General features: G+C 61.0%; 17 protein-coding genes. 16 read left to right on the top strand and 1 reads right to left on the bottom strand.

Features of this window, described 5'->3' with window-relative positions; all coding sequences use genetic code 11:
• The first annotated feature begins 4 nt into the window (after positions 1–4).
• From L4G42_RS02530 to ispD, 14 genes are all read left to right on the top strand, one after another.
• The gene (locus tag L4G42_RS02530) at positions 5–508 is read left to right on the top strand and encodes an OmpH/Skp family outer membrane protein (protein WP_037014235.1); all 504 of its coding nucleotides are present in this window, start codon (positions 5–7) and stop codon (positions 506–508) included.
• A 4-nt stretch (positions 509–512) separates the two neighbouring features.
• Positions 513–1,568, top strand: a complete 1,056-nt coding sequence (gene lpxD, locus L4G42_RS02525) for a UDP-3-O-(3-hydroxymyristoyl)glucosamine N-acyltransferase (protein ID WP_237251114.1) — start codon at positions 513–515, stop codon at positions 1,566–1,568.
• Between the two features lie 112 nt (positions 1,569–1,680).
• Positions 1,681–2,121 (top strand): 3-hydroxyacyl-ACP dehydratase FabZ, encoded by a 441-nt coding sequence (fabZ, locus tag L4G42_RS02520; protein WP_037014232.1) that lies wholly within the window; start codon positions 1,681–1,683, stop codon positions 2,119–2,121.
• The gene (lpxA, locus tag L4G42_RS02515) at positions 2,118–2,894 is read left to right on the top strand and encodes an acyl-ACP--UDP-N-acetylglucosamine O-acyltransferase (protein WP_237251113.1); all 777 of its coding nucleotides are present in this window, start codon (positions 2,118–2,120) and stop codon (positions 2,892–2,894) included. Before fabZ ends, lpxA begins: the two co-directional genes overlap by 4 nt.
• A gap of 2 nt (positions 2,895–2,896) precedes the next feature.
• The gene (lpxB, locus tag L4G42_RS02510) at positions 2,897–4,033 is read left to right on the top strand and encodes a lipid-A-disaccharide synthase (protein ID WP_237251112.1); all 1,137 of its coding nucleotides are present in this window, start codon (positions 2,897–2,899) and stop codon (positions 4,031–4,033) included.
• An 11-nt stretch (positions 4,034–4,044) separates the two neighbouring features.
• Positions 4,045–4,686 carry a ribonuclease HII gene (rnhB, locus tag L4G42_RS02505; RefSeq protein ID WP_122622967.1) on the top strand — a complete coding sequence of 214 codons (642 nt, stop codon included), beginning with the start codon at positions 4,045–4,047 and terminating at the stop codon, positions 4,684–4,686.
• Positions 4,687–4,757: 71 nt separating this feature from the next.
• A complete protein-coding gene (gene dnaE, locus L4G42_RS02500; RefSeq protein ID WP_237259161.1) occupies positions 4,758–8,279 on the top strand; it encodes a DNA polymerase III subunit alpha in 3,522 nt (1,173 codons plus the stop codon).
• Positions 8,280–8,406: 127 nt separating this feature from the next.
• Positions 8,407–9,354 carry an acetyl-CoA carboxylase carboxyltransferase subunit alpha gene (locus tag L4G42_RS02495; protein ID WP_237251110.1) on the top strand — a complete coding sequence of 316 codons (948 nt, stop codon included), beginning with the start codon at positions 8,407–8,409 and terminating at the stop codon, positions 9,352–9,354.
• 80 nt (positions 9,355–9,434) lie between these two features.
• Positions 9,435–10,772, top strand: a complete 1,338-nt coding sequence (tilS, locus tag L4G42_RS02490; protein ID WP_237251109.1) for a tRNA lysidine(34) synthetase TilS — start codon at positions 9,435–9,437, stop codon at positions 10,770–10,772.
• Positions 10,773–11,044: 272 nt separating this feature from the next.
• The gene (locus tag L4G42_RS02485) at positions 11,045–12,676 is read left to right on the top strand and encodes a CTP synthase (RefSeq protein ID WP_237251108.1); all 1,632 of its coding nucleotides are present in this window, start codon (positions 11,045–11,047) and stop codon (positions 12,674–12,676) included.
• 15 nt (positions 12,677–12,691) lie between these two features.
• Entirely contained in the window at positions 12,692–13,537 is an 846-nt protein-coding gene (kdsA, locus tag L4G42_RS02480) for a 3-deoxy-8-phosphooctulonate synthase (RefSeq protein WP_122622970.1), read from the top strand.
• A gap of 170 nt (positions 13,538–13,707) precedes the next feature.
• Positions 13,708–14,994 (top strand): phosphopyruvate hydratase, encoded by a 1,287-nt coding sequence (gene eno / locus L4G42_RS02475; protein ID WP_237260483.1) that lies wholly within the window; start codon positions 13,708–13,710, stop codon positions 14,992–14,994.
• A 159-nt stretch (positions 14,995–15,153) separates the two neighbouring features.
• Complete coding sequence (ftsB, locus tag L4G42_RS02470) at positions 15,154–15,432, top strand: cell division protein FtsB (RefSeq protein ID WP_037014212.1); 279 nt, start codon at positions 15,154–15,156, stop codon at positions 15,430–15,432.
• Between the two features lie 10 nt (positions 15,433–15,442).
• Positions 15,443–16,153 (top strand): 2-C-methyl-D-erythritol 4-phosphate cytidylyltransferase, encoded by a 711-nt coding sequence (gene ispD, locus L4G42_RS02465; protein WP_237251106.1) that lies wholly within the window; start codon positions 15,443–15,445, stop codon positions 16,151–16,153.
• 138 nt (positions 16,154–16,291) lie between these two features.
• Here the strand turns inward: ispD and L4G42_RS02460 are convergent, their stop codons facing one another.
• Positions 16,292–17,203 carry a LysR substrate-binding domain-containing protein gene (locus tag L4G42_RS02460; RefSeq protein ID WP_237259158.1) on the bottom strand — a complete coding sequence of 304 codons (912 nt, stop codon included), beginning with the start codon at positions 17,201–17,203 and terminating at the stop codon, positions 16,292–16,294.
• A 103-nt stretch (positions 17,204–17,306) separates the two neighbouring features.
• Between L4G42_RS02460 and L4G42_RS02455 the strand changes: the two genes are divergently transcribed.
• On the top strand, positions 17,307–18,419 hold the full coding sequence (locus L4G42_RS02455) for an S-(hydroxymethyl)glutathione dehydrogenase/class III alcohol dehydrogenase (RefSeq protein ID WP_237251104.1): 1,113 nt from the start codon (positions 17,307–17,309) through the stop codon (positions 18,417–18,419).
• A gap of 95 nt (positions 18,420–18,514) precedes the next feature.
• Complete coding sequence (gene fghA, locus L4G42_RS02450) at positions 18,515–19,360, top strand: S-formylglutathione hydrolase (protein ID WP_237251103.1); 846 nt, start codon at positions 18,515–18,517, stop codon at positions 19,358–19,360.
• The last annotated feature ends 29 nt before the right edge of the window (positions 19,361–19,389 follow it).

Below are 19,389 nucleotides of genomic sequence, written 5' to 3'. Positions count from 1 at the left end.
CATCGTGCGTAAGTTGACCCAATTGGCATTGCTGGCAACGGTTCTGATCGCAGGCCCGGCATTTGCTGATATGAAAATCGCAGTACTGAACTACCAGATGGCCCTGCTCGAATCCGACGCAGCCAAGCGGTACGCAGTGGATGCAGAGAAAAAATTCGGTCCTCAGCTGACCAAGCTGAAAGCGCTGGAAAGCAGCGCCAAAGGTATTCAGGATCGCTTGGTCGCCGGTGGCGACAAGATGGCCCAGCCTGAGCGCGAGCGTCTGGAGCTGGACTTCAAGCAAAAAGCGCGTGACTTCCAGTTCCAGTCCAAAGAGCTGAACGAAGCCAAGGCTGTTGCTGACCGCGACATGCTCAAGCAACTCAAGCCGAAGCTGGACCAGGCTGTAGAAGAAGTCATCAAGAAAGGCGGCTTTGACCTGGTGTTCGAGCGCGGTGCCGTGATTGACGTCAAGCCGCAATACGACGTCACTCGCCAGGTTATCGAGCGCATGAATCAGCTGAAGTAAGTTAATGACCGCGACCATCACACTCGGCCAATTGGCCGAGTTCCTCGGTGCCACCCTGCGTGGCCCTGCGGACAAGCAAATCACAGGACTGGCAACCTTGCAGGAAGCCGGTCCTGATCAGGTCAGTTTTCTGGCCAATCCTCAGTACCGAAAATTCCTCGCGACCACCCACGCCGCTGCCGTGCTGCTCAAGCCGGCGGATGCTGAAGGGTATGCCGCCGAGGCGTTGCTGGTGCCTGATCCGTACCTGGCTTACGCCCGTATTTCCCATCTGTTCGATCCCAAGCCCAAGGCCACCGCCGGTGTACACCCGACTGCCGTGGTGGCGGCGGACGCGTTCGTAGACCCGGCGGCCAGCGTTGGCGCTTATGCGGTCATCGAAAGCGGTGCACGGATTGCGGCCGGTGTGACCATTGGTGCGCAGTGCTTCATCGGTGCACGCAGCGTGATTGGCGAGGGCGGCTGGCTTGCCCCGCGCGTCACGCTCTATCACGACGTCCGTATCGGGCAGCGTGTGGTCATCCAGTCCGGTGCGGTGTTGGGCGGCGAAGGTTTTGGTTTCGCCAATGAGAAAGGCGTCTGGCAGAAGATCGCGCAGATTGGCGGCGTGACCATTGGTGACGATGTCGAGATTGGCGTCAACACCGCCATCGACCGCGGCGCCATGGACGATACCCGCATCGGCAATGGCGTGAAGCTGGATAACCAGATTCAGATCGCTCACAACGTCCAGATCGGCGACCACACGGCCATGGCTGCGTGTGTCGGTATCTCGGGCAGCGCGAAGATCGGCAAGCATTGCATGCTCGCCGGCGGTGTCGGGCTGGTGGGCCATATCGAGATTTGCGACGGGGTTTTCGTCACCGGCATGACCATGGTCACCCGGTCGATCACCGAGCCCGGCTCGTATTCTTCGGGGACGGCAATGCAGCCGGCGGCGGAGTGGCGCAAGAGCGCGGCCCGCATGCGTCATCTCGATGACATGGCGCGACGTCTGCAGCACCTGGAAAAGATTGTCGAGGCAGTGACCTCAGGCGGTAAAGCTTCATCTGATGGCTGATACTTTTTTCTTATCAAGCGTGCACAGCCGATAAACTGCCTCCTTGATTTGCTAGAGGAGTGACGCGCGTTAGTCGCGCCCTCCCACTCTTTACTACAGGCTTCCCTTCGAAATGATGGACATCAACGAAATCCGCGAATATCTGCCGCACCGTTACCCGTTCCTGCTTGTGGACCGTGTGGTGGAGCTGGATGTCGAGACCAAAAGCATTCGTGCCTACAAGAATGTCAGCATCAACGAGCCTTTCTTCAACGGTCACTTTCCTCAGCACCCGATCATGCCGGGCGTGCTGATTATCGAGGCCATGGCTCAAGCTGCCGGCATCCTGGGCTTCAAGATGCTCGATGTGAAGCCCGCTGATGGCACCCTGTATTACTTCGTCGGCTCCGACAAACTGCGCTTCCGCCAGCCCGTGCTGCCGGGCGACCAGTTGATCCTCGAAGCGAAGTTCCTGAGCTGCAAGCGGCAGATCTGGAAGTTCGAATGCCAGGCATCGGTGGATGGCAAGCCGGTTTGCTCCGCCGAAATCATCTGTGCGGAACGCAAACTATGAGTTTGATTGACTCTCGCGCAATCATCGATCCGACGGCCGTGCTGGCCGACAATGTGGAGGTCGGCCCGTGGTCGATCGTCGGACCTGGTGTGGAAATCGGCGAGGGTACAGTGATCGGTCCGCATGTGATCCTGCGCGGCCCGACCAGGATCGGCAAACACAACCACATCTACCAGTTTTCGTCGGTAGGTGAGGACACGCCTGATCTGAAATACAAAGGTGAAGCGACGCGTCTGGTGATCGGTGACCACAACGTCATCCGTGAAGGCGTGACGATCCACCGTGGCACCGTTCAAGACCGCGCCGAAACCACCCTCGGTGACCACAACCTGATCATGGCCTACGCGCACATCGGTCATGACAGCGTCATCGGCAATCACTGCATTCTGGTCAACAACACCGCGTTGGCCGGCCATGTGCACGTGGATGACTGGGCCATTCTGTCCGGGTTCACCCTGGTGCATCAGTACTGCCACATCGGCGCGCACAGTTTTTCCGGCATGGGCACTGCCATCGGCAAGGACGTTCCGGCGTTCGTCACCGTGTTCGGCAACCCGGCCGAAGCCCGCAGCATGAACTTTGAAGGCATGCGCCGTCGGGGTTTCTCCGAGGAAGCGATCCATGCGCTGCGCCGCGCGTACAAGACCGTCTACCGTCAGGGCCTGACCGTGGAGCAGGCGATCGTCGAGCTGAGCGAACCCGCTGCGCAGTTCCCTGAAGTCGAGCTGTTCCTCACGTCCATCCAGTCCTCGACTCGCGGCATCACCCGCTGACCATGGCTCGCTTGCGTATCGCGCTGGTGGCCGGAGAGGCCTCCGGCGACATTCTTGGCTCCGGCTTGATGCGCGCGATCAAAGCGCGGCATCCGGACGCCGAATTCATCGGTGTCGGCGGACCGCTCATGGAAGCCCAGGGCATGACGTCGTATTTTCCGATGGAGCGCCTGTCGGTCATGGGCCTCGTGGAAGTGCTGGGTCGCCTGAAAGAGTTACTCGCCCGTCGCAAGTTGCTGGTGCAGACCCTCATCGACGAAAAGCCCGACGTGTTCATCGGCATCGACGCCCCTGACTTCACGCTCAATATCGAGCTCAAACTGCGTCAGGCCGGGATCAAGACCGTTCATTACGTCAGTCCGTCCGTGTGGGCGTGGCGGCAGAAGCGTGTCCTGAAGATCCGCGAAGGCTGCGACCTGATGCTGACCTTGCTGCCGTTCGAAGCCCGTTTCTACGAAGAGAAAGGCGTGCCGGTGCGCTTTGTCGGGCATCCGCTGGCCGACACCATTCCGCTGCAGGCGGATCAACTGGCCGCGCGCGCCGAACTGGCCCTGGGCGAAGGCCCGGTGGTTGCGTTGATGCCGGGCAGTCGCGGTGGCGAAGTCGGGCGCCTCGGTGCCCTGTTTTTCGACGCGGCCGAGCGCCTGCTGGCCGCGCGTCCCGACATCCGTTTCGTGCTGCCCTGTGCCAGCCCTCAGCGCCGTGAACAGATTGAGCAACTGCTGCAAGGGCGCGAACTGCCGCTGACCCTGCTCGACGGCCAGTCCCACGTGGCGCTGGCCGCGTGCGATGCCGTGCTGATCGCTTCCGGGACCGCCACCCTCGAAGCGCTGCTGTACAAACGACCGATGGTGGTTGCCTATCGTCTGGCGCCACTGACTTACTGGATACTCAAGCGGATGGTGAAGAGCCCGTACGTGTCGCTGCCGAACCTGCTGGCCCAGCGTTTGCTGGTCCCGGAGCTTCTGCAGGACGCGGCGACCGCAGAGGCCCTGGCGCAGACGCTGTTGCCGTTGCTGGACAACGGCGATTCACAGACGGCCGGCTTCGACGCGATTCACCGAACCTTGCGTCGCGATGCGTCCAATCAGGCCGCCGAAGCGGTGTTGAACCTGATTGGCGCAGCGCCTTCACAATGAGCAAGCAATCAATGCAAATGGGTCTGGACTTCAATCTTGTCGAGGATCTGGTCGCCGGTGTCGACGAAGTGGGCCGGGGCCCGCTGTGTGGCGCCGTTGTCACCGCGGCGGTCATTCTTGACCCCAAGCGCCCCATTCTTGGCCTGAACGATTCAAAGAAACTCACCGAAGCCAAGCGCGAAAGACTGTTCGACGAGATCTGCGAGAAGGCGCTGTGCTGGCATATCGCGCGGGCTGAAGTCGAAGAAATCGATGAGCTGAATATTCTTCACGCCACCATGCTGGCGATGAAGCGTGCGGTAGAAGGCTTGATCATCACGCCGAAGCTGGCGCTGATCGACGGCAACCGCTGCCCGCAGCTGTCGGTGCCCAGCGCGCCGGTCATTCAGGGCGATGCCCACGTACCGGCCATTGCCGCCGCCTCGATTCTGGCCAAGGTCAGTCGCGACCGCGAAATGGCGCGCATGGAGCTGCTCTATCCGGGCTACGGCATCGGCGGCCATAAAGGCTATCCCACGGCCGTGCACCTTGAAGCACTGGCGCGCCTGGGTCCTACGCCCATTCACCGGCGCTCGTTCGGCCCGGTCCGTCAAGCCTGGGCGGCACGGGACATGATGGTTTCCACCGGCTTCATGTCGCTGCCACTCAGTTGATCGCAGGCTGATGTTTTCCTGAATGGCCGGTACAATCCGGCCTTCGTTTTTTGTGCAACATAGGATCAACCATGCCGGCTTCTTTCGTTCATCTACGCCTGCACACCGAATACTCCCTCGTTGATGGTCTGGTCCGTGTAAAACCGTTGGTCAAGGCGCTCGCCGGCATGAACATGCCGGCCGTGGCGGTGACCGACCAGAACAACATGTGTTCGCTGGTCAAGTTCTACAAAGCGGCCATGGGTGCGGGCATCAAGCCGATCTGCGGCGCCGACATCTGGCTGGCCGGGCGCGACCGCGATGCACCGCTCAGCCGTTTGAGCCTGCTGGTGATGAACCCCAAAGGCTACCTCAACCTGACCGAACTGATTTCCCGTGGCTTCATGCATGGCCAGCGCAATGGCCTGGTGGTGATCGAGCGCGAGTGGGTGGCCGAGGCCAGCGAAGGGCTGATCGCCCTGTCTGCGGCCAAAGAAGGCGAGATCGGCATGGCCCTGCTCGGCGGCAACCCGGCCGAAGCCGATGATTTGCTGAAGGAGTGGTTAACGGTTTTCCCGGACCGCTTCTACATTGAAGTCCAGCGCACCAACCGCATCAATGACGAAGAACACGTGCACGCCGCCGTCGCCCTGGCCGAGCGCCATGGCGTGCCGCTGGTTGCGAGCAACGACGTGCGCTTCATCAAGCAGGAAGATTTCGAAGCCCACGAAACCCGCGTGTGCATCGGCGAAGGCAGGGCGCTGGACGATCCGCGCCGTTCGCACAACTACAGCGATCAGCAGTACCTGAAGAGCGCGGAGGAGATGGCCGACCTGTTCAGCGATCTGCCGGACGCCCTCGCCAATACCGTCGAGATCGCCAAGCGCTGCAACATCGATGTCCAGCTGGGCAAGCACTTTTTGCCCAACTTCCCGATCCCCGATGGCATGACCATCGATGAATATTTCCGCAAGGTGTCCTTCGAGGGCCTGGAAGAACGTCTCGCGGTGCTCTGGCCGAAGGAGACAACGCCGGACTACGAGGCCAAGCGACAGGTCTACGTCGACCGCCTGAATTTCGAGCTGGATATCATCATCCAGATGGGCTTCCCCGGTTACTTCCTGATCGTTATGGACTTCATTCAGTGGGCCAAGAGCAACGGCGTGCCGGTCGGTCCGGGCCGGGGTTCGGGCGCCGGTTCGCTGGTGGCCTACGTGCAGAAGATCACCGACCTCGACCCGCTGGAATATGACCTGCTGTTCGAACGCTTCCTCAACCCCGAGCGGGTCTCCATGCCCGACTTCGACGTCGACTTCTGCATGGACGGTCGTGATCGGGTCATCGAGTACGTGGCCGAGAAATACGGCCGCAACGCGGTCAGCCAGATCATCACCTTCGGTTCCATGGCTGCGAAGGCGGTAGTCCGGGACGTGGCGCGGGTGCAGGGCAAGTCCTACGGATTGGCCGATCGTCTGTCGAAGATGATCCCCTTCGAAGTCGGCATGACCCTGGAAAAAGCCTACGAGCAGGAAGAGATCCTGCGCGACTTCCTAAAGGTGGATGAGGAAGCCGCAGAAATCTGGGAAATGGCGCGCAAGCTCGAAGGCGTTGTGCGTAACGTCGGCAAGCACGCCGGCGGCGTGGTCATCGCGCCGACCAAGCTGACGGACTTCTCGGCGATCTACTGCGATGAAGAGGGCGGCGGTCTGGTCACCCAGTTCGACAAGGACGACGTCGAGTCGGCCGGTCTGGTGAAGTTCGACTTCCTGGGTCTGCGCACCCTGACCATCATCGACTGGGCACTGAAGACGATTAACCGCGAACGCGCCAAGGTCGATGAAGAGCCCCTCGACATCGCGTTCATCCCGCTGGACGACATGCCGACCTACGAGCTGCTGCAGCGCGCCGAAACCACGGCCGTCTTCCAGCTTGAATCCCGCGGCATGAAAGAGCTGATCAAAAAGCTCAAGCCTGACTGCCTGGAAGACTTGATCGCACTGGTGGCGCTGTTCCGTCCCGGTCCTTTGCAATCGGGCATGGTCGACGACTTCATCAACCGCAAGCACGGCCGTGCGGAGCTCTCGTACCCTCACGTCGATTACCAGTACGAAGGCCTCAAGCCGGTGCTTGCGCCGACGTACGGCATCATCCTGTATCAGGAACAGGTGATGCAGATTGCCCAGGTCATGGCCGGCTACACCCTCGGCGGCGCTGACATGCTGCGTCGTGCAATGGGCAAGAAGAAGCCCGAGGAAATGGCCAAGCAGCGCGGTGGTTTCATCGAGGGCTGCAAGACCAACAACATCGACCCGGACCTGGCCGGTAACATTTTCGATCTGGTGGAGAAGTTCGCCGGTTACGGTTTCAACAAGTCGCACTCGGCGGCCTACGGGCTGGTGTCGTACCAGACCGCCTGGCTCAAGCGTCACTACCCTGCACCGTTCATGGCGGCAGTGCTTTCAGCGGACATGCACAACACCGACAAGGTCGTGACCTTGATCGAAGAAGTGCGGATCATGAAGCTGCGCCTTGATGCGCCGGACGTGAACAACTCCGAGTTCAAGTTCACCGTGAACGACGACGGCCGTATCGTCTATGGCCTCGGCGCGATCAAGGGCGTCGGCGAAGGCCCGGTGGAGGCGATCACCGAAGCGCGTCAGGAAGGTCCGTTCGCCGACCTGTTCGACTTCTGCGCCCGCATCGACCTCAAGCGCGTTAACAAGCGCACGCTCGACGGCCTGATTCGCAGCGGTGCGCTGGACCGTCTGGGGCCGTTTTTCTATGACGAGCCGAAACAGTATCAAGCCAACATCGACCGCAACCGCGGCGTCTTGCTGGCGGCGCTCGAAGAAGCCATTCAGGCGGCCGAGCAGACCGCGCGCAGTCACGACAGCGGCCACGCCGATCTCTTCGGCGGCCTGTTCGTCGAAGCCGACGCCGACGTTTACGCGAACCATCGCAGCGCCAAGGAGGTCACTCTCAAGGAGCGGCTGCGTGGCGAGAAAGAAACCCTGGGCCTGTACCTGACCGGGCACCCGATCGATGAGTACGAAGGCGAAATCCGCCGGTTCGCCCGCCAACGTATCGTTGATCTCAAACCCTCGCGGGAGACCCAGACCATTGCCGGTCTGATCATCGCGCTGCGGGTGATGAAGAACAAAAAAGGCGACAAGATGGGCTTTATCACGCTGGACGACCGTTCGGGGCGTATCGAAGCGTCGCTGTTTGCCGATTCGTTCCAGGCGGCTCAGTCGCTGCTGCAAACCGACGCCATGGTGGTGGTGGAAGGGGAGGTCAGTACCGACGATTTCTCCGGCGGCCTGCGGTTGCGCGCCAAACGGGTGATGAGCCTGGAAGAAGCGCGCACCGGGCTGGCAGAGAGTCTGCGCCTGAACGTGCGTGCCGAAGCGCTCAAGGGCGACCGGCTGCGCTGGCTGGGCGAACTGTGCAAGAAGCACCGCGGCGGGTGCCCGATCACCCTCGACTACACCGGGCATGAAGCCAAGGCACTGCTGCAGTTCGGCGAAGCGTGGCGGATCGATCCCGCAGACAGCCTGATTCAGGCGCTGCGTGACCAGTTCGGACGAGAGAACGTCTTCCTGCAGTATCGCTGACACCGATCAGCCCAATATTGATGACTCGACACTTTAAACTCGACCGAAAGGCGCCCGCTCCATTAAGGTATGGCGCTTATCGGATCAACCGGCCGGCCTCTTGGCCGTCGACCCAAGACGGATGCCTATGAACCCGAATTTTCTGGATTTCGAACAGCCGATTGCTGACCTGCAAGCCAAGATTGAAGAGCTGCGTCTGGTAGGCAATGACAACTCGCTGAACATCGGCGACGAAATCTCTCGACTGCAAGAGAAGAGCAATACGCTCACCGAAAGCATTTTCGGCAACCTGACCAGTTGGCAGATCGCGCGCATGGCGCGTCATCCGCGTCGTCCGTACACGCTGGACTACATTCAACACATCTTTACCGAGTTCGACGAGCTGCATGGCGATCGCCACTTCTCCGACGACGCCGCCATCGTCGGCGGTATTGCCCGCCTGGACGACCAGCCGGTGATGGTGATCGGTCATCAGAAAGGCCGCGAAGTGCGCGAGAAGGTTCGCCGTAACTTCGGCATGCCGCGACCTGAAGGCTACCGCAAGGCCTGCCGCCTGATGGAAATGGCCGAGCGATTCAAGATGCCGATCCTGACCTTCATCGACACGCCGGGCGCTTACCCAGGCATCGACGCCGAAGAGCGTAACCAGAGCGAAGCCATCGCCTGGAACCTGCGCGTCATGGCGCGCCTGAAGACCCCGATCATTGCCACCGTGATTGGCGAAGGCGGTTCGGGCGGCGCACTCGCCATTGGCGTGTGCGATCAACTGAACATGCTGCAGTACTCGACCTACGCGGTGATCTCGCCGGAAGGCTGTGCTTCCATCCTGTGGAAAACCGCGGAAAAAGCGCCGGATGCAGCCGAAGCGATGGGCATCACTGCCGAGCGCTTGAAAGGCTTGGGGATCGTTGACAAGGTGATCAACGAGCCATTGGGTGGCGCGCACCGTGATCCAGCCGCTGCCGCTGCGTTGATCCGCGAAGAGCTGAGCAGCCAACTGAGCATGCTCCAGAAGTTCGATAACGACGCGCTGTTGACCCGTCGTTACGACCGCCTGATGAGCTACGGCCTTTAACCGGACCGTTTTGCAAGAGGAGCGTCACCGAACCCGGTGACGTCGCCCGGTCCGGCGAGCTTTAAGCAGGGTTAACCAGCATGAGCAAACCGGACAGCATCAAACTCGCACTCTCCAGACGTCTGCTGTCGCGCCTCGAACCCTGGCGCGCTGCAGCCGCCTGGCGCGTCGCATTCTCCGGTGGACTCGATTCCACTGTCCTGCTTCACCTGCTGGCCGAACTGGCCAGGGTTCACGCGCTTCCTCCTCTGACCGCTGTTCACGTCAATCATGGTCTTCAGGCTGTGGCTGCGTCGTGGCCGGTGCATTGCCGGCAGATGTGTCAGATTCTGGGCGTGCCGATGCAGGTTATCGACGTCCAGGTGCGCCCCGGCGCGAGCCTCGAACAAGCCGCACGTGACGCTCGCTACACGGCTTTCAATTCAACCCTTGGGGCTGGCGAAGTGCTGCTCACCGCCCAGCACCGTGACGATCAGGCTGAAACGCTGCTGTTCCGACTGCTGCGCGGCGCCGGGGTGCGCGGGCTGGCCGCCATGCCGGCGCAGCGGCCGCTTGGGGCGGGGCATCTGTTTCGGCCGCTGCTGGACGAATCCCGCGCAACCCTCGAGGCCTATGCCCGGGAACAGGGTTTGAGCTGGATCGAGGACCCGAGCAACAAAGACAGCCGCTTTTCGCGCAACTACCTGCGCAGCCATGTACTGCCGCTGGTGACGACCCGCTGGCCACAAGCGATCGCGAGCATGGCCCGCAGCGCCGCGCATCTGGCCGAAGCCCAGCAGTTGCTGGACGAACTGGCGGTGCAGGACCTTGCCCTCGCCGATACGCCGTGCCCCTGGCCCTGGCTGGACATGCCCTCCCTTGAACTCGCGCCGCTCGAAGCGTTGTCACCCGCCCGGCAACGCAATGCACTGCGGCACTGGCTGGCGCCGCTCACTCGATTGCCCGATACCGATCACTGGGCAGGCTGGGATTCGTTGCGCGATGCCGGGCCGGACGGTCGGCCCATCTGGCGACTGGCCGATGGTCAGATGCACCGTGCCGAGGGGCGCATCTGGTGGCTGTCGGGGATCTGGCTGAAAAACGTCGCCGGCTCGCAACACTGGTCCCTGGCCTCGCAACCCCTTACGCTGCCGGGCAACGGCATGCTGCAGATTCTCGGCGCTGCGCCTGCGGGTGGTCTGCACGTGCATTACCGCCAGGGTGGCGAAACCTTTGATGTGCCGGATCGAGGCCGGCGCGACTTGAAACGGCTGCTCAACGAGAAGGGCGTGCCGGTGTTTCTGCGCGGCCGATTGCCGCTGTTGTACCGCGGCGAGCAGTTATTGGCCGTGGCAAACCTTCCGGGATTGGACGCCAGCCCCCGTGGCGACTGGCGATTGCACTGGTTACCACCGACGAACGACCAAAGTTTGAGCTGAAAGGGCGTTTCCGGTAGACTACGCTCCCTTCTTGATACAGCTTATGTCGATCCTTCCGGAACGATGCAAGTTGCCGATTACCAGCCAGTCTTTACTGGGCGATTCTCAAAAATGTGGCGAGCCACGGACAGACCTTTTCAAGGTCGGTCGCTGACTTGGGCGCGACAGATTCGAAAATGCACAGTGAAACACGCAGGTTGTCGGGGGCTTCGGCCTTCCTTCGCTTTCCCCGGCGGCTCTGACCGCTTTAACGCAGACTTCTAGGGTTTTTCATGACGCGCTACATCTTCGTCACGGGCGGTGTTGTTTCTTCATTGGGGAAAGGCATCGCCTCGGCTTCATTGGCGGCCATCCTGGAGGCGAGGGGACTTAAGGTCACCATGCTCAAGCTGGACCCCTACATCAACGTCGACCCAGGCACCATGAGCCCGTTCCAGCACGGTGAGGTGTTCGTCACCCACGACGGCGCCGAGACTGACCTGGACCTGGGTCACTACGAGCGTTTCATTCGCACCACCATGACCCAGAACAACAACTTCACCACCGGCCGTGTGTACGAACACGTCCTGCGCAAAGAGCGCCGTGGTGATTATCTGGGCGCGACCATCCAGGTGATCCCGCACATCACCGACGAAATCAAGCGTCGCATCATCAAGGGCGCCGGCGATGCTGACGTCGCCATGGTCGAAATCGGCGGCACCGTGGGCGACATCGAATCGCAACCGTTCCTCGAAGCGATCCGTCAGTTGCGTTTCGAAGTGGGCGCCAAGCGCGCCATGCTCATGCACCTGACACTGGTTCCGTACATCGCCACCGCTGGCGAGACCAAGACCAAGCCGACTCAGCATTCGGTGAAGGAACTCCGTTCGATCGGCCTGCAGCCAGACGTACTGGTCTGCCGTTCCGACCACCCGATCGACATCTCGTCGCGCCGCAAGATCGCGCAGTTCACCAACGTTGAAGAGCGTGCGGTCATCGCCCTCGAAGACGCCGACACCATCTACAAGATCCCGGGCATCCTGCATTCCCAGGGCCTTGACGATTTCGTCGTCGAGCGCTTCGGCCTCCAGTGCGGCAGCGCCGACCTGTCCGAGTGGGAAAAGGTTGTCGACGCCAAGCTCAACCCGGAGCACGAAGTCACCATCGCGATGGTCGGCAAGTACATGGAGCTGCTGGATGCCTACAAGTCGTTGATCGAAGCGATGAGTCACGCCGGCATCAGCAACCGCACCAAGGTTAACCTGCGCTACATCGATTCCGAAGACATCGAGAATCAGGGTACCGGCCTGCTCGAAGGCGTCGACGCGATTCTCGTCCCGGGTGGCTTCGGTCTGCGCGGCGTCGAGGGCAAGATCACGGCGGTGCAGTTCGCTCGCGAAAACAAGGTTCCGTACCTGGGCATCTGCCTGGGCATGCAGGTGGCGGTCATCGAGTTCGCACGTAACGTGCTGGGCTGGAAAGACGCCAACTCCACCGAGTTCGACCGCGCCAGCCAGCACCCTGTCGTTGGTCTGATCACCGAATGGGAAGACGCCACCGGTGCTGTCGAAACCCGTACCGAAACCTCGGACCTCGGCGGCACGATGCGTCTGGGCGCCCAGGAATGCCTGCTTGAGCCGGGCTCTCTGGTGCACGATTGCTACGCCAACGACGTCATCGTCGAGCGCCATCGTCACCGTTATGAAGTGAACAACAAGCTGCTGCCGCAACTGGTCGAAGCCGGCCTGAAAATCTCCGGTCGTTCCGGTGATGGCGCGCTGGTTGAAGTGGTCGAGTCCGCTGACCATCCATGGTTCGTGGCCTGCCAGTTCCACCCGGAATTCACCTCTACGCCTCGCGATGGCCACCCGTTGTTCAGTGGTTTCGTCAAGGCAGCGCTTGTTCAACACCAGAAAAACGGCTGATAGGGAATTCATCACATGGCACAGAAAATCATCCGCGTCGGCTCGATCGACATCGCCAACGACAAGCCTATGGTTCTGTTCGGCGGCATGAACGTCCTTGAGTCGCGCGACATGGCGATGCAGGTCTGTGAAGAATACGTGCGAGTGACCGAGAAGCTCGGCATCCCCTACGTGTTCAAGGCCAGCTTCGACAAGGCCAACCGTTCGTCCGTGACCTCCTATCGCGGCCCGGGCCTCGAAGAAGGCATGCGGATCTTCCAGGACATCAAGCAAGCTTTCGGCGTGCCGATCATCACCGACGTGCACGAGCCTGAGCAGGCCGCTGCGGTGGCAGAGGTCTGCGACATCATTCAGTTGCCGGCCTTCCTGTCCCGTCAGACCGACCTGGTCGTGGCCATGGCCAAGACCGGCGCCGTGATCAACATCAAGAAAGCCCAGTTCCTCGCGCCTCACGAGATGAAACATATCCTCGCCAAGTGCGTGGAAGCGGGCAACGATCAGTTGATCCTGTGCGAGCGTGGTTCGAGCTTCGGCTACAACAACCTGGTCGTCGACATGCTCGGTTTCGGCATCATGAAATCGTTCGAATACCCGGTGTTCTTCGACGTGACCCACGCCTTGCAGATGCCGGGCGGTCGCTCCGATTCCGCCGGTGGCCGTCGCGCCCAGGTGACCGATCTGGCCAAGGCCGGGATGAGTCAGGGCCTGGCCGGTCTGTTCCTGGAAGCCCATCCGGATCCGGACAACGCCAAATGCGACGGACCCTGCGCCCTGCGCCTGGACAAGCTGGAGCCGTTTCTGGCCCAGCTCAAGGCGCTCGACGAACTCGTTAAAAGCTTCCCGACGATCGAAACGGCTTAAAACCCGCTTCTCCGGCGCCGAGCCCTCCGGTAGAGTGCCGTTCGTTGTTTTCCCGACCAGAGGGTCGGGAAAATTGTCGTTTCAGGGCCTGCCCGTTGTCCTAGAGCCTTGAGGCGCCGAATCGTTTTCCCAGCTGCGTCGTTTTCGTCAATCTTGGAGTGTTAACAACAATGGCAAAAATCGTCGACATCAAAGGTCGTGAAGTTCTCGACTCCCGTGGCAATCCCACCGTGGAAGCAGACGTGCTCCTCGACAACGGCATCATCGGCAGCGCTTGCGCGCCGTCCGGTGCTTCCACCGGCTCGCGTGAAGCGCTCGAGCTGCGTGATGGCGACAAGAGCCGTTACATGGGCAAGGGCGTTCTGAAAGCCGTGGCCAACATCAATGGCCCGATCCGCGACCTGCTGCTGGGCAAGGACCCGGTTGACCAGAAAGCCCTGGATCACGCGATGATTCAGCTGGACGGCACCGAGAACAAAGGCAGTCTGGGCGCCAACGCGATCCTTGCTGTGTCGCTGGCTGCGGCAAAAGCCGCCGCTCAGGATCAGGACCTGCCGTTGTACGCGCACATCGCCAACCTGAACGGCACGCCGGGTGTTTACTCGATGCCGGTCCCGATGATGAACATCATCAACGGTGGCGAGCACGCTGATAACAACATCGACATCCAGGAATTCATGATTCAGCCGGTGGGCGCCAAGACCTTCTCCGAAGGCCTGCGCTGGGGCACCGAGATTTTCCACCACCTCAAAGCGGTGTTGAAAGCGCGCGGCCTGAACACTGCCGTGGGTGACGAAGGCGGCTTCGCGCCGAACCTGAACTCCAACGCCGACGCACTGGACGCCATCGCCGAAGCCGTTGCCAACGCTGGCTACAAGCTGGGCACCGACGTGACCCTGGCGCTGGACTGCGCAGCGAGCGAGTTCTACAAGAACGGCAAATACGTGCTGAGCGAAGAAGGCGAGTACGACTCTGCCGGTTTCGCCGACTACCTGGCTGACCTGGTCAGCAAGCACCCGATCATCTCCATCGAAGACGGTCTGGACGAGTCGGACTGGGATGGCTGGAAAGTCCTGACAGACAAGATCGGCGACAAGATCCAGCTGGTAGGCGACGACCTGTTCGTAACCAACACCAAGATCCTGAAAGAAGGCATCGACAAGAAGATCGGTAACTCGATCCTGATCAAGTTCAACCAGATCGGCACGCTCACCGAAACGCTGGAAGCCATCCAGATGGCCAAGGCCGCGGGTTACACCGCCGTTATTTCGCACCGTTCCGGTGAAACCGAAGACTCCACCATTGCCGACCTGGCCGTGGGCACTGCGGCCGGCCAGATCAAGACCGGTTCGTTGAGCCGTTCCGACCGCATCGCCAAGTACAACCAGCTGCTGCGTATCGAAGAGCAACTGGGCGCCAAAGCGGTGTACCGTGGTCGCGGCGAGTTTCGCGGCTGATCGCAAAGATGGTAAAAAGGCAGCAGGCGTTGTAGGAGAAGTCACTGAAGCGTGACCTCTCTTGCCGTCCTGATCCATGAGCCCGGTGACCACCGGGCTTATGGGCATTTGAAATGGTCGGGTTTGCTGTCTTTATTCGCCGGGTAACAGATATTCACAATGCGCAGTCCTAACTGGTTGTTCCTCGTTCTGCTTTTGATGCTCGCTGGCTTGCAGTATCGCCTATGGGTAGGTAATGGCAGTCTCGCGCAGGTGGCCAGTCTGACTCAGCAAATCGCCGATCAACACGCCGAAAACGATGCTCTGCTGGAGCGCAACCGGGTCCTCGACGCGGAAGTGCTGGAGCTGAAAAAAGGCCTCGAAACCGTTGAAGAGCGTGCCCGTCATGAATTGGGCATGGTCAAGGACGGCGAAACCCTTTATCAGTTGGCACAGTGACGTTGGTGTAATGACTCAATCCCTTCCTGCCTTCTGGGCAGTGATTCCCGCAGCGGGCGTTGGCGCGCGCATGGCGGCAGACCGTCCCAAGCAGTACCTGCAACTGGGCGGCCTCACGATTCTTGAACACAGCCTGCTTTGCTTTCTCGATCACCCCCGGCTCAAGGGCCTGGTGGTCAGCCTGGCTGTGGATGACCCTTATTGGCCTACGTTGCCTTGCGCGCTGGATTCCCGTATTCAGCAGGTCGCGGGCGGCAAAGAGCGTGCGGACTCGGTGCTCAATGCGCTGCTGCACCTGCACGCCAACGGCGCCGATGACAATGACTGGGTGCTGGTGCACGACGCGGCGCGCCCGAATCTGGCGCGCTCGGACCTCGACACCTTACTCAGCGAGCTGGCGGATGATCCGGTCGGCGGCTTGCTGGCGGTACCGGCGAAGGACACCCTCAAGCGCGCCGATGCCAATGGCCGCGTGACCGAAACCGTGGATCGCAGCCTTATCTGGCAGGCCTATACGCCGCAGATGTTTCGGCTGGGCGCATTGCACCGCGCGCTGGCGGACAGTCTGGTGTCGAATGTGGCGATCACCGATGAAGCCTCGGCCATCGAGTGGGCCGGGCAATCGCCGCGTCTGATTGAAGGGCGCGCGGACAACATCAAGGTCACCCGCCCGGAAGACCTCGAGTGGCTGCGCCAGCGGCGCGTGGAATTCAACGGCTGATCTGTTTGCAATGAAGGCGGGTACGTTCGCTGCTTTTGCTTTTGCTTTTGCTTTTGTAGGAGCGCGCTTGCCCGCGAACGCGATATGTCTGCACCATCGTTTTAGCCTGACACTCTGCATTCGCGGGCAAGCGCGCTCCTACAAAGAATCGGCATGATTACTGTACTCATCCCGCGACGCCAATCCCGCCTTCAAATAATCGACCAGCTTTCTCACCTTCGGCGACAGATGCCGCTGCTGCGGGTACAGCGCCCAGACCGCGGTGTTCGGCGGCTGATGGGCATCCAGTAACGACACCAGCGCACCGCGCTTGAGATGCTCCAGCACGTAGTAATCCGGGAGCTGACACAGCCCGACCCCGCGCAACGCCGCATCCAGCACTGCCTGCCCACTGTTGCAGCGCCAGTTGCCTTGCACCCGCTGGGAAAATTCCCGCCCGTTTTGTTGCAACAACCAACTGTCCGAGCTGCCGATCAGGCAGTTGTGTCGGGCCAGTTCCGAGACGCTGTGGGGCCGGCCGTATCGTTCGAGATAGGCGGGTGAGGCACACAGGTACATTTTGCGCGGCGCCAGTCGAGCGGCTACCAGTCTTGATTCCTGCAAACGACCCAGACGTATCGCCAGGTCCAGACCTTCGTGCACGAGGTCCAGCGTGTTGTTGGTCAGCTCGATGTCCACGCGCAGTTGCGGGTACTCCTCCATGAAACGTGTCACCAGCGGGGCGATGAACCGCTCGCCGTACGCCACGGCGCAGGTCATCCGCAGCAGCCCCTTCGGCTCGCTGGTCAGATCGGTCACCGCGCGCAGCGCCTCCTCGCGCCCGTCCTGCAAGCGCTGACAGTGATGCAGAAACGTCTGACCCGCTTCGGTCAGCGCGACCTTCCGGGTGCTGCGATAGAGCAAGCGTGTCTGCAAGCGCTCTTCCAGCCGTGCGATCTGGCGACTGATGTGCGACGACGACACCCCCAGGCGCTCTGCCGCTGCGGTGAACTGCCCGCACTCGGCGACGGCGACGAACTCGTCCAGACCTTCCCAGCGATTAACCTGCATCGATTGTCCCTGCACAGCATTAATGTTTTGCTTTCAGGCTGATTATTAATCATCGAGCACTGCATTACACTCCGGGCTCGTTTTTATATAGCTGGAGATCATGATGATCAAGTCACGTGCTGCCGTTGCCTTCGCGCCCAATGAACCACTGCAGATCGTCGAAGTGGACGTTGAGGCGCCCAAAGCCGGTGAAGTGTTGATTCGTACCGTCGCATCCGGCGTTTGCCACACCGATGCCTACACCCTGTCCGGGGCTGATTCCGAAGGCGTCTTCCCGTGCATCCTCGGACACGAAGGTGGCGGCGTGGTTGAGGCCATCGGCGAAGGCGTGACCTCACTCGCCGTGGGCGACCACGTCATTCCGCTTTACACCGCCGAATGCCGCGAGTGCAAATTCTGCAAATCCGGCAAGACCAACCTCTGCCAGAAAGTCCGCGCCACCCAAGGCAAAGGCTTGATGCCCGACGGCACCACCCGCTTCAGCTACAACGGCCAGCCGATCTACCACTACATGGGCTGCTCGACGTTCTCCGAATACACCGTGGTCCCTGAAATCTCCCTGGCGAAGATCCCCAAGGAAGCGCCGCTGGAGAAGGTCTGCCTGCTGGGTTGTGGCGTGACCACCGGGATCGGCGCGGTCCTGAACACAGCCAAGGTCGAGGAGGGCGCCACCGTTGCCGTCTTCGGTCTGGGCGGTATTGGCCTGGCGGCGATCATTGGCGCAAAAATGGCCAAGGCGTCGCGCATCATCGCGGTCGACATCAACCCGTCCAAATTCGACGTAGCGCGTGAATTGGGTGCGACCGAGTTCGTCAATCCGAAAGACCACGACAAGCCAATTCAGGAAGTGATTGTCGAAATGACCGACGGCGGCGTTGATTACAGCTTCGAGTGCGTAGGCAACGTCAACCTGATGCGCGCGGCACTGGAATCGTGCCACAAGGGCTGGGGCGAATCGGTGATCATTGGCGTCGCCGGCGCAGGTCAGGAAATCTCCACGCGTCCGTTCCAGCTGGTCACCGGCCGCGTCTGGCGCGGTTCGGCCTTCGGCGGCGTCAAAGGCCGCACCGAACTGCCAAGCTATGTCGAAAAAGCGCAGACCGGCGAGATCCCGCTGGACACCTTCATCACCCACACCATGGGCCTGGACCGCATCAATGAAGCCTTCGAACTGATGCATGAAGGCAAAAGCATTCGTACGGTCATTCATTTCTAAGGAGCAGCGGCAAGCTACAAGCTGTAAGCGGCAAGAGGTGCGTGTCATGTCCTCTTGCCGCTAGACGCTTGGAGCTTGCCGCTCGGAGATCCCCTATGAGTCTGGAAAACATCTCGTGCCAGAAAAGCTTCGGCGGCTGGCACAAGCGTTACAAACATCACTCCGACGTGCTCGGCTGCGACATGGTGTTCGCGGTGTATCTGCCTCCGCAAGCGGAGCAGGGCGGCAAGCTGCCGGTGGTGTATTGGTTGTCCGGACTGACGTGCACCGATGAAAACTTCATGCAGAAGGCCGGTGCGCTGAGCGTGGCGGCGGAACTGGGGCTGATCATCGTGGCGCCGGACACCAGCCCGCGCGGCGCCGACGTGCCGGATGATCCCGACAACGCCTACGACTTCGGCCTGGGCGCCGGCTTTTATCTGAACGCCACCGAACAACCGTGGGCGCGGCACTACCGCATGTACGATTACGTGATCAGCGAGCTGCCCGCGTTGATCGAGGCGCACTTCCCGGCCTCGGACAAACGCAGCATCAGCGGGCATTCCATGGGGGGGCATGGGGCGCTGGTCGGCGCACTGCGCAATCCGGGCCGTTACCAATCGGTGTCGGCGTTCTCACCCATCTGCAACCCGATGGATTGCCCGTGGGGGCAGAAAGCCTTTTCGCGTTACCTGGGCGAAGACCGTTCCCGCTGGCGTGAATGGGACGCCAGCGTGCTGATCGCCGACGCCAACGAGCGCTTGCCATTGTTGGTGGACCAAGGTGATCGCGACGACTTCCTCGGCAATCAGCTCAAGCCGGAATCGTTGGTTCAGGCGGCGAAGGCGGCTGGTCATCCTCTGGAATTGCGCATGCAGCCGGGGTACGACCACAGCTATTACTTCATCGCCACCTTCATCGAAGACCACTTGCGACATCACGCCCGAGCCTTGGCCGGCTGACGGCCTCGGCTTCAATTGCAGCGTCACGG

Origin of the sequence: Pseudomonas petrae (assembly GCF_021728295.1) — a bacterium.
GTDB classification, from domain to species: Bacteria; Pseudomonadota; Gammaproteobacteria; order Pseudomonadales; family Pseudomonadaceae; genus Aquipseudomonas; species Aquipseudomonas petrae.
The sequence above is the reverse complement of the archived record's forward strand: the minus strand, read 5'-3'. Positions and strand labels throughout refer to the sequence as shown.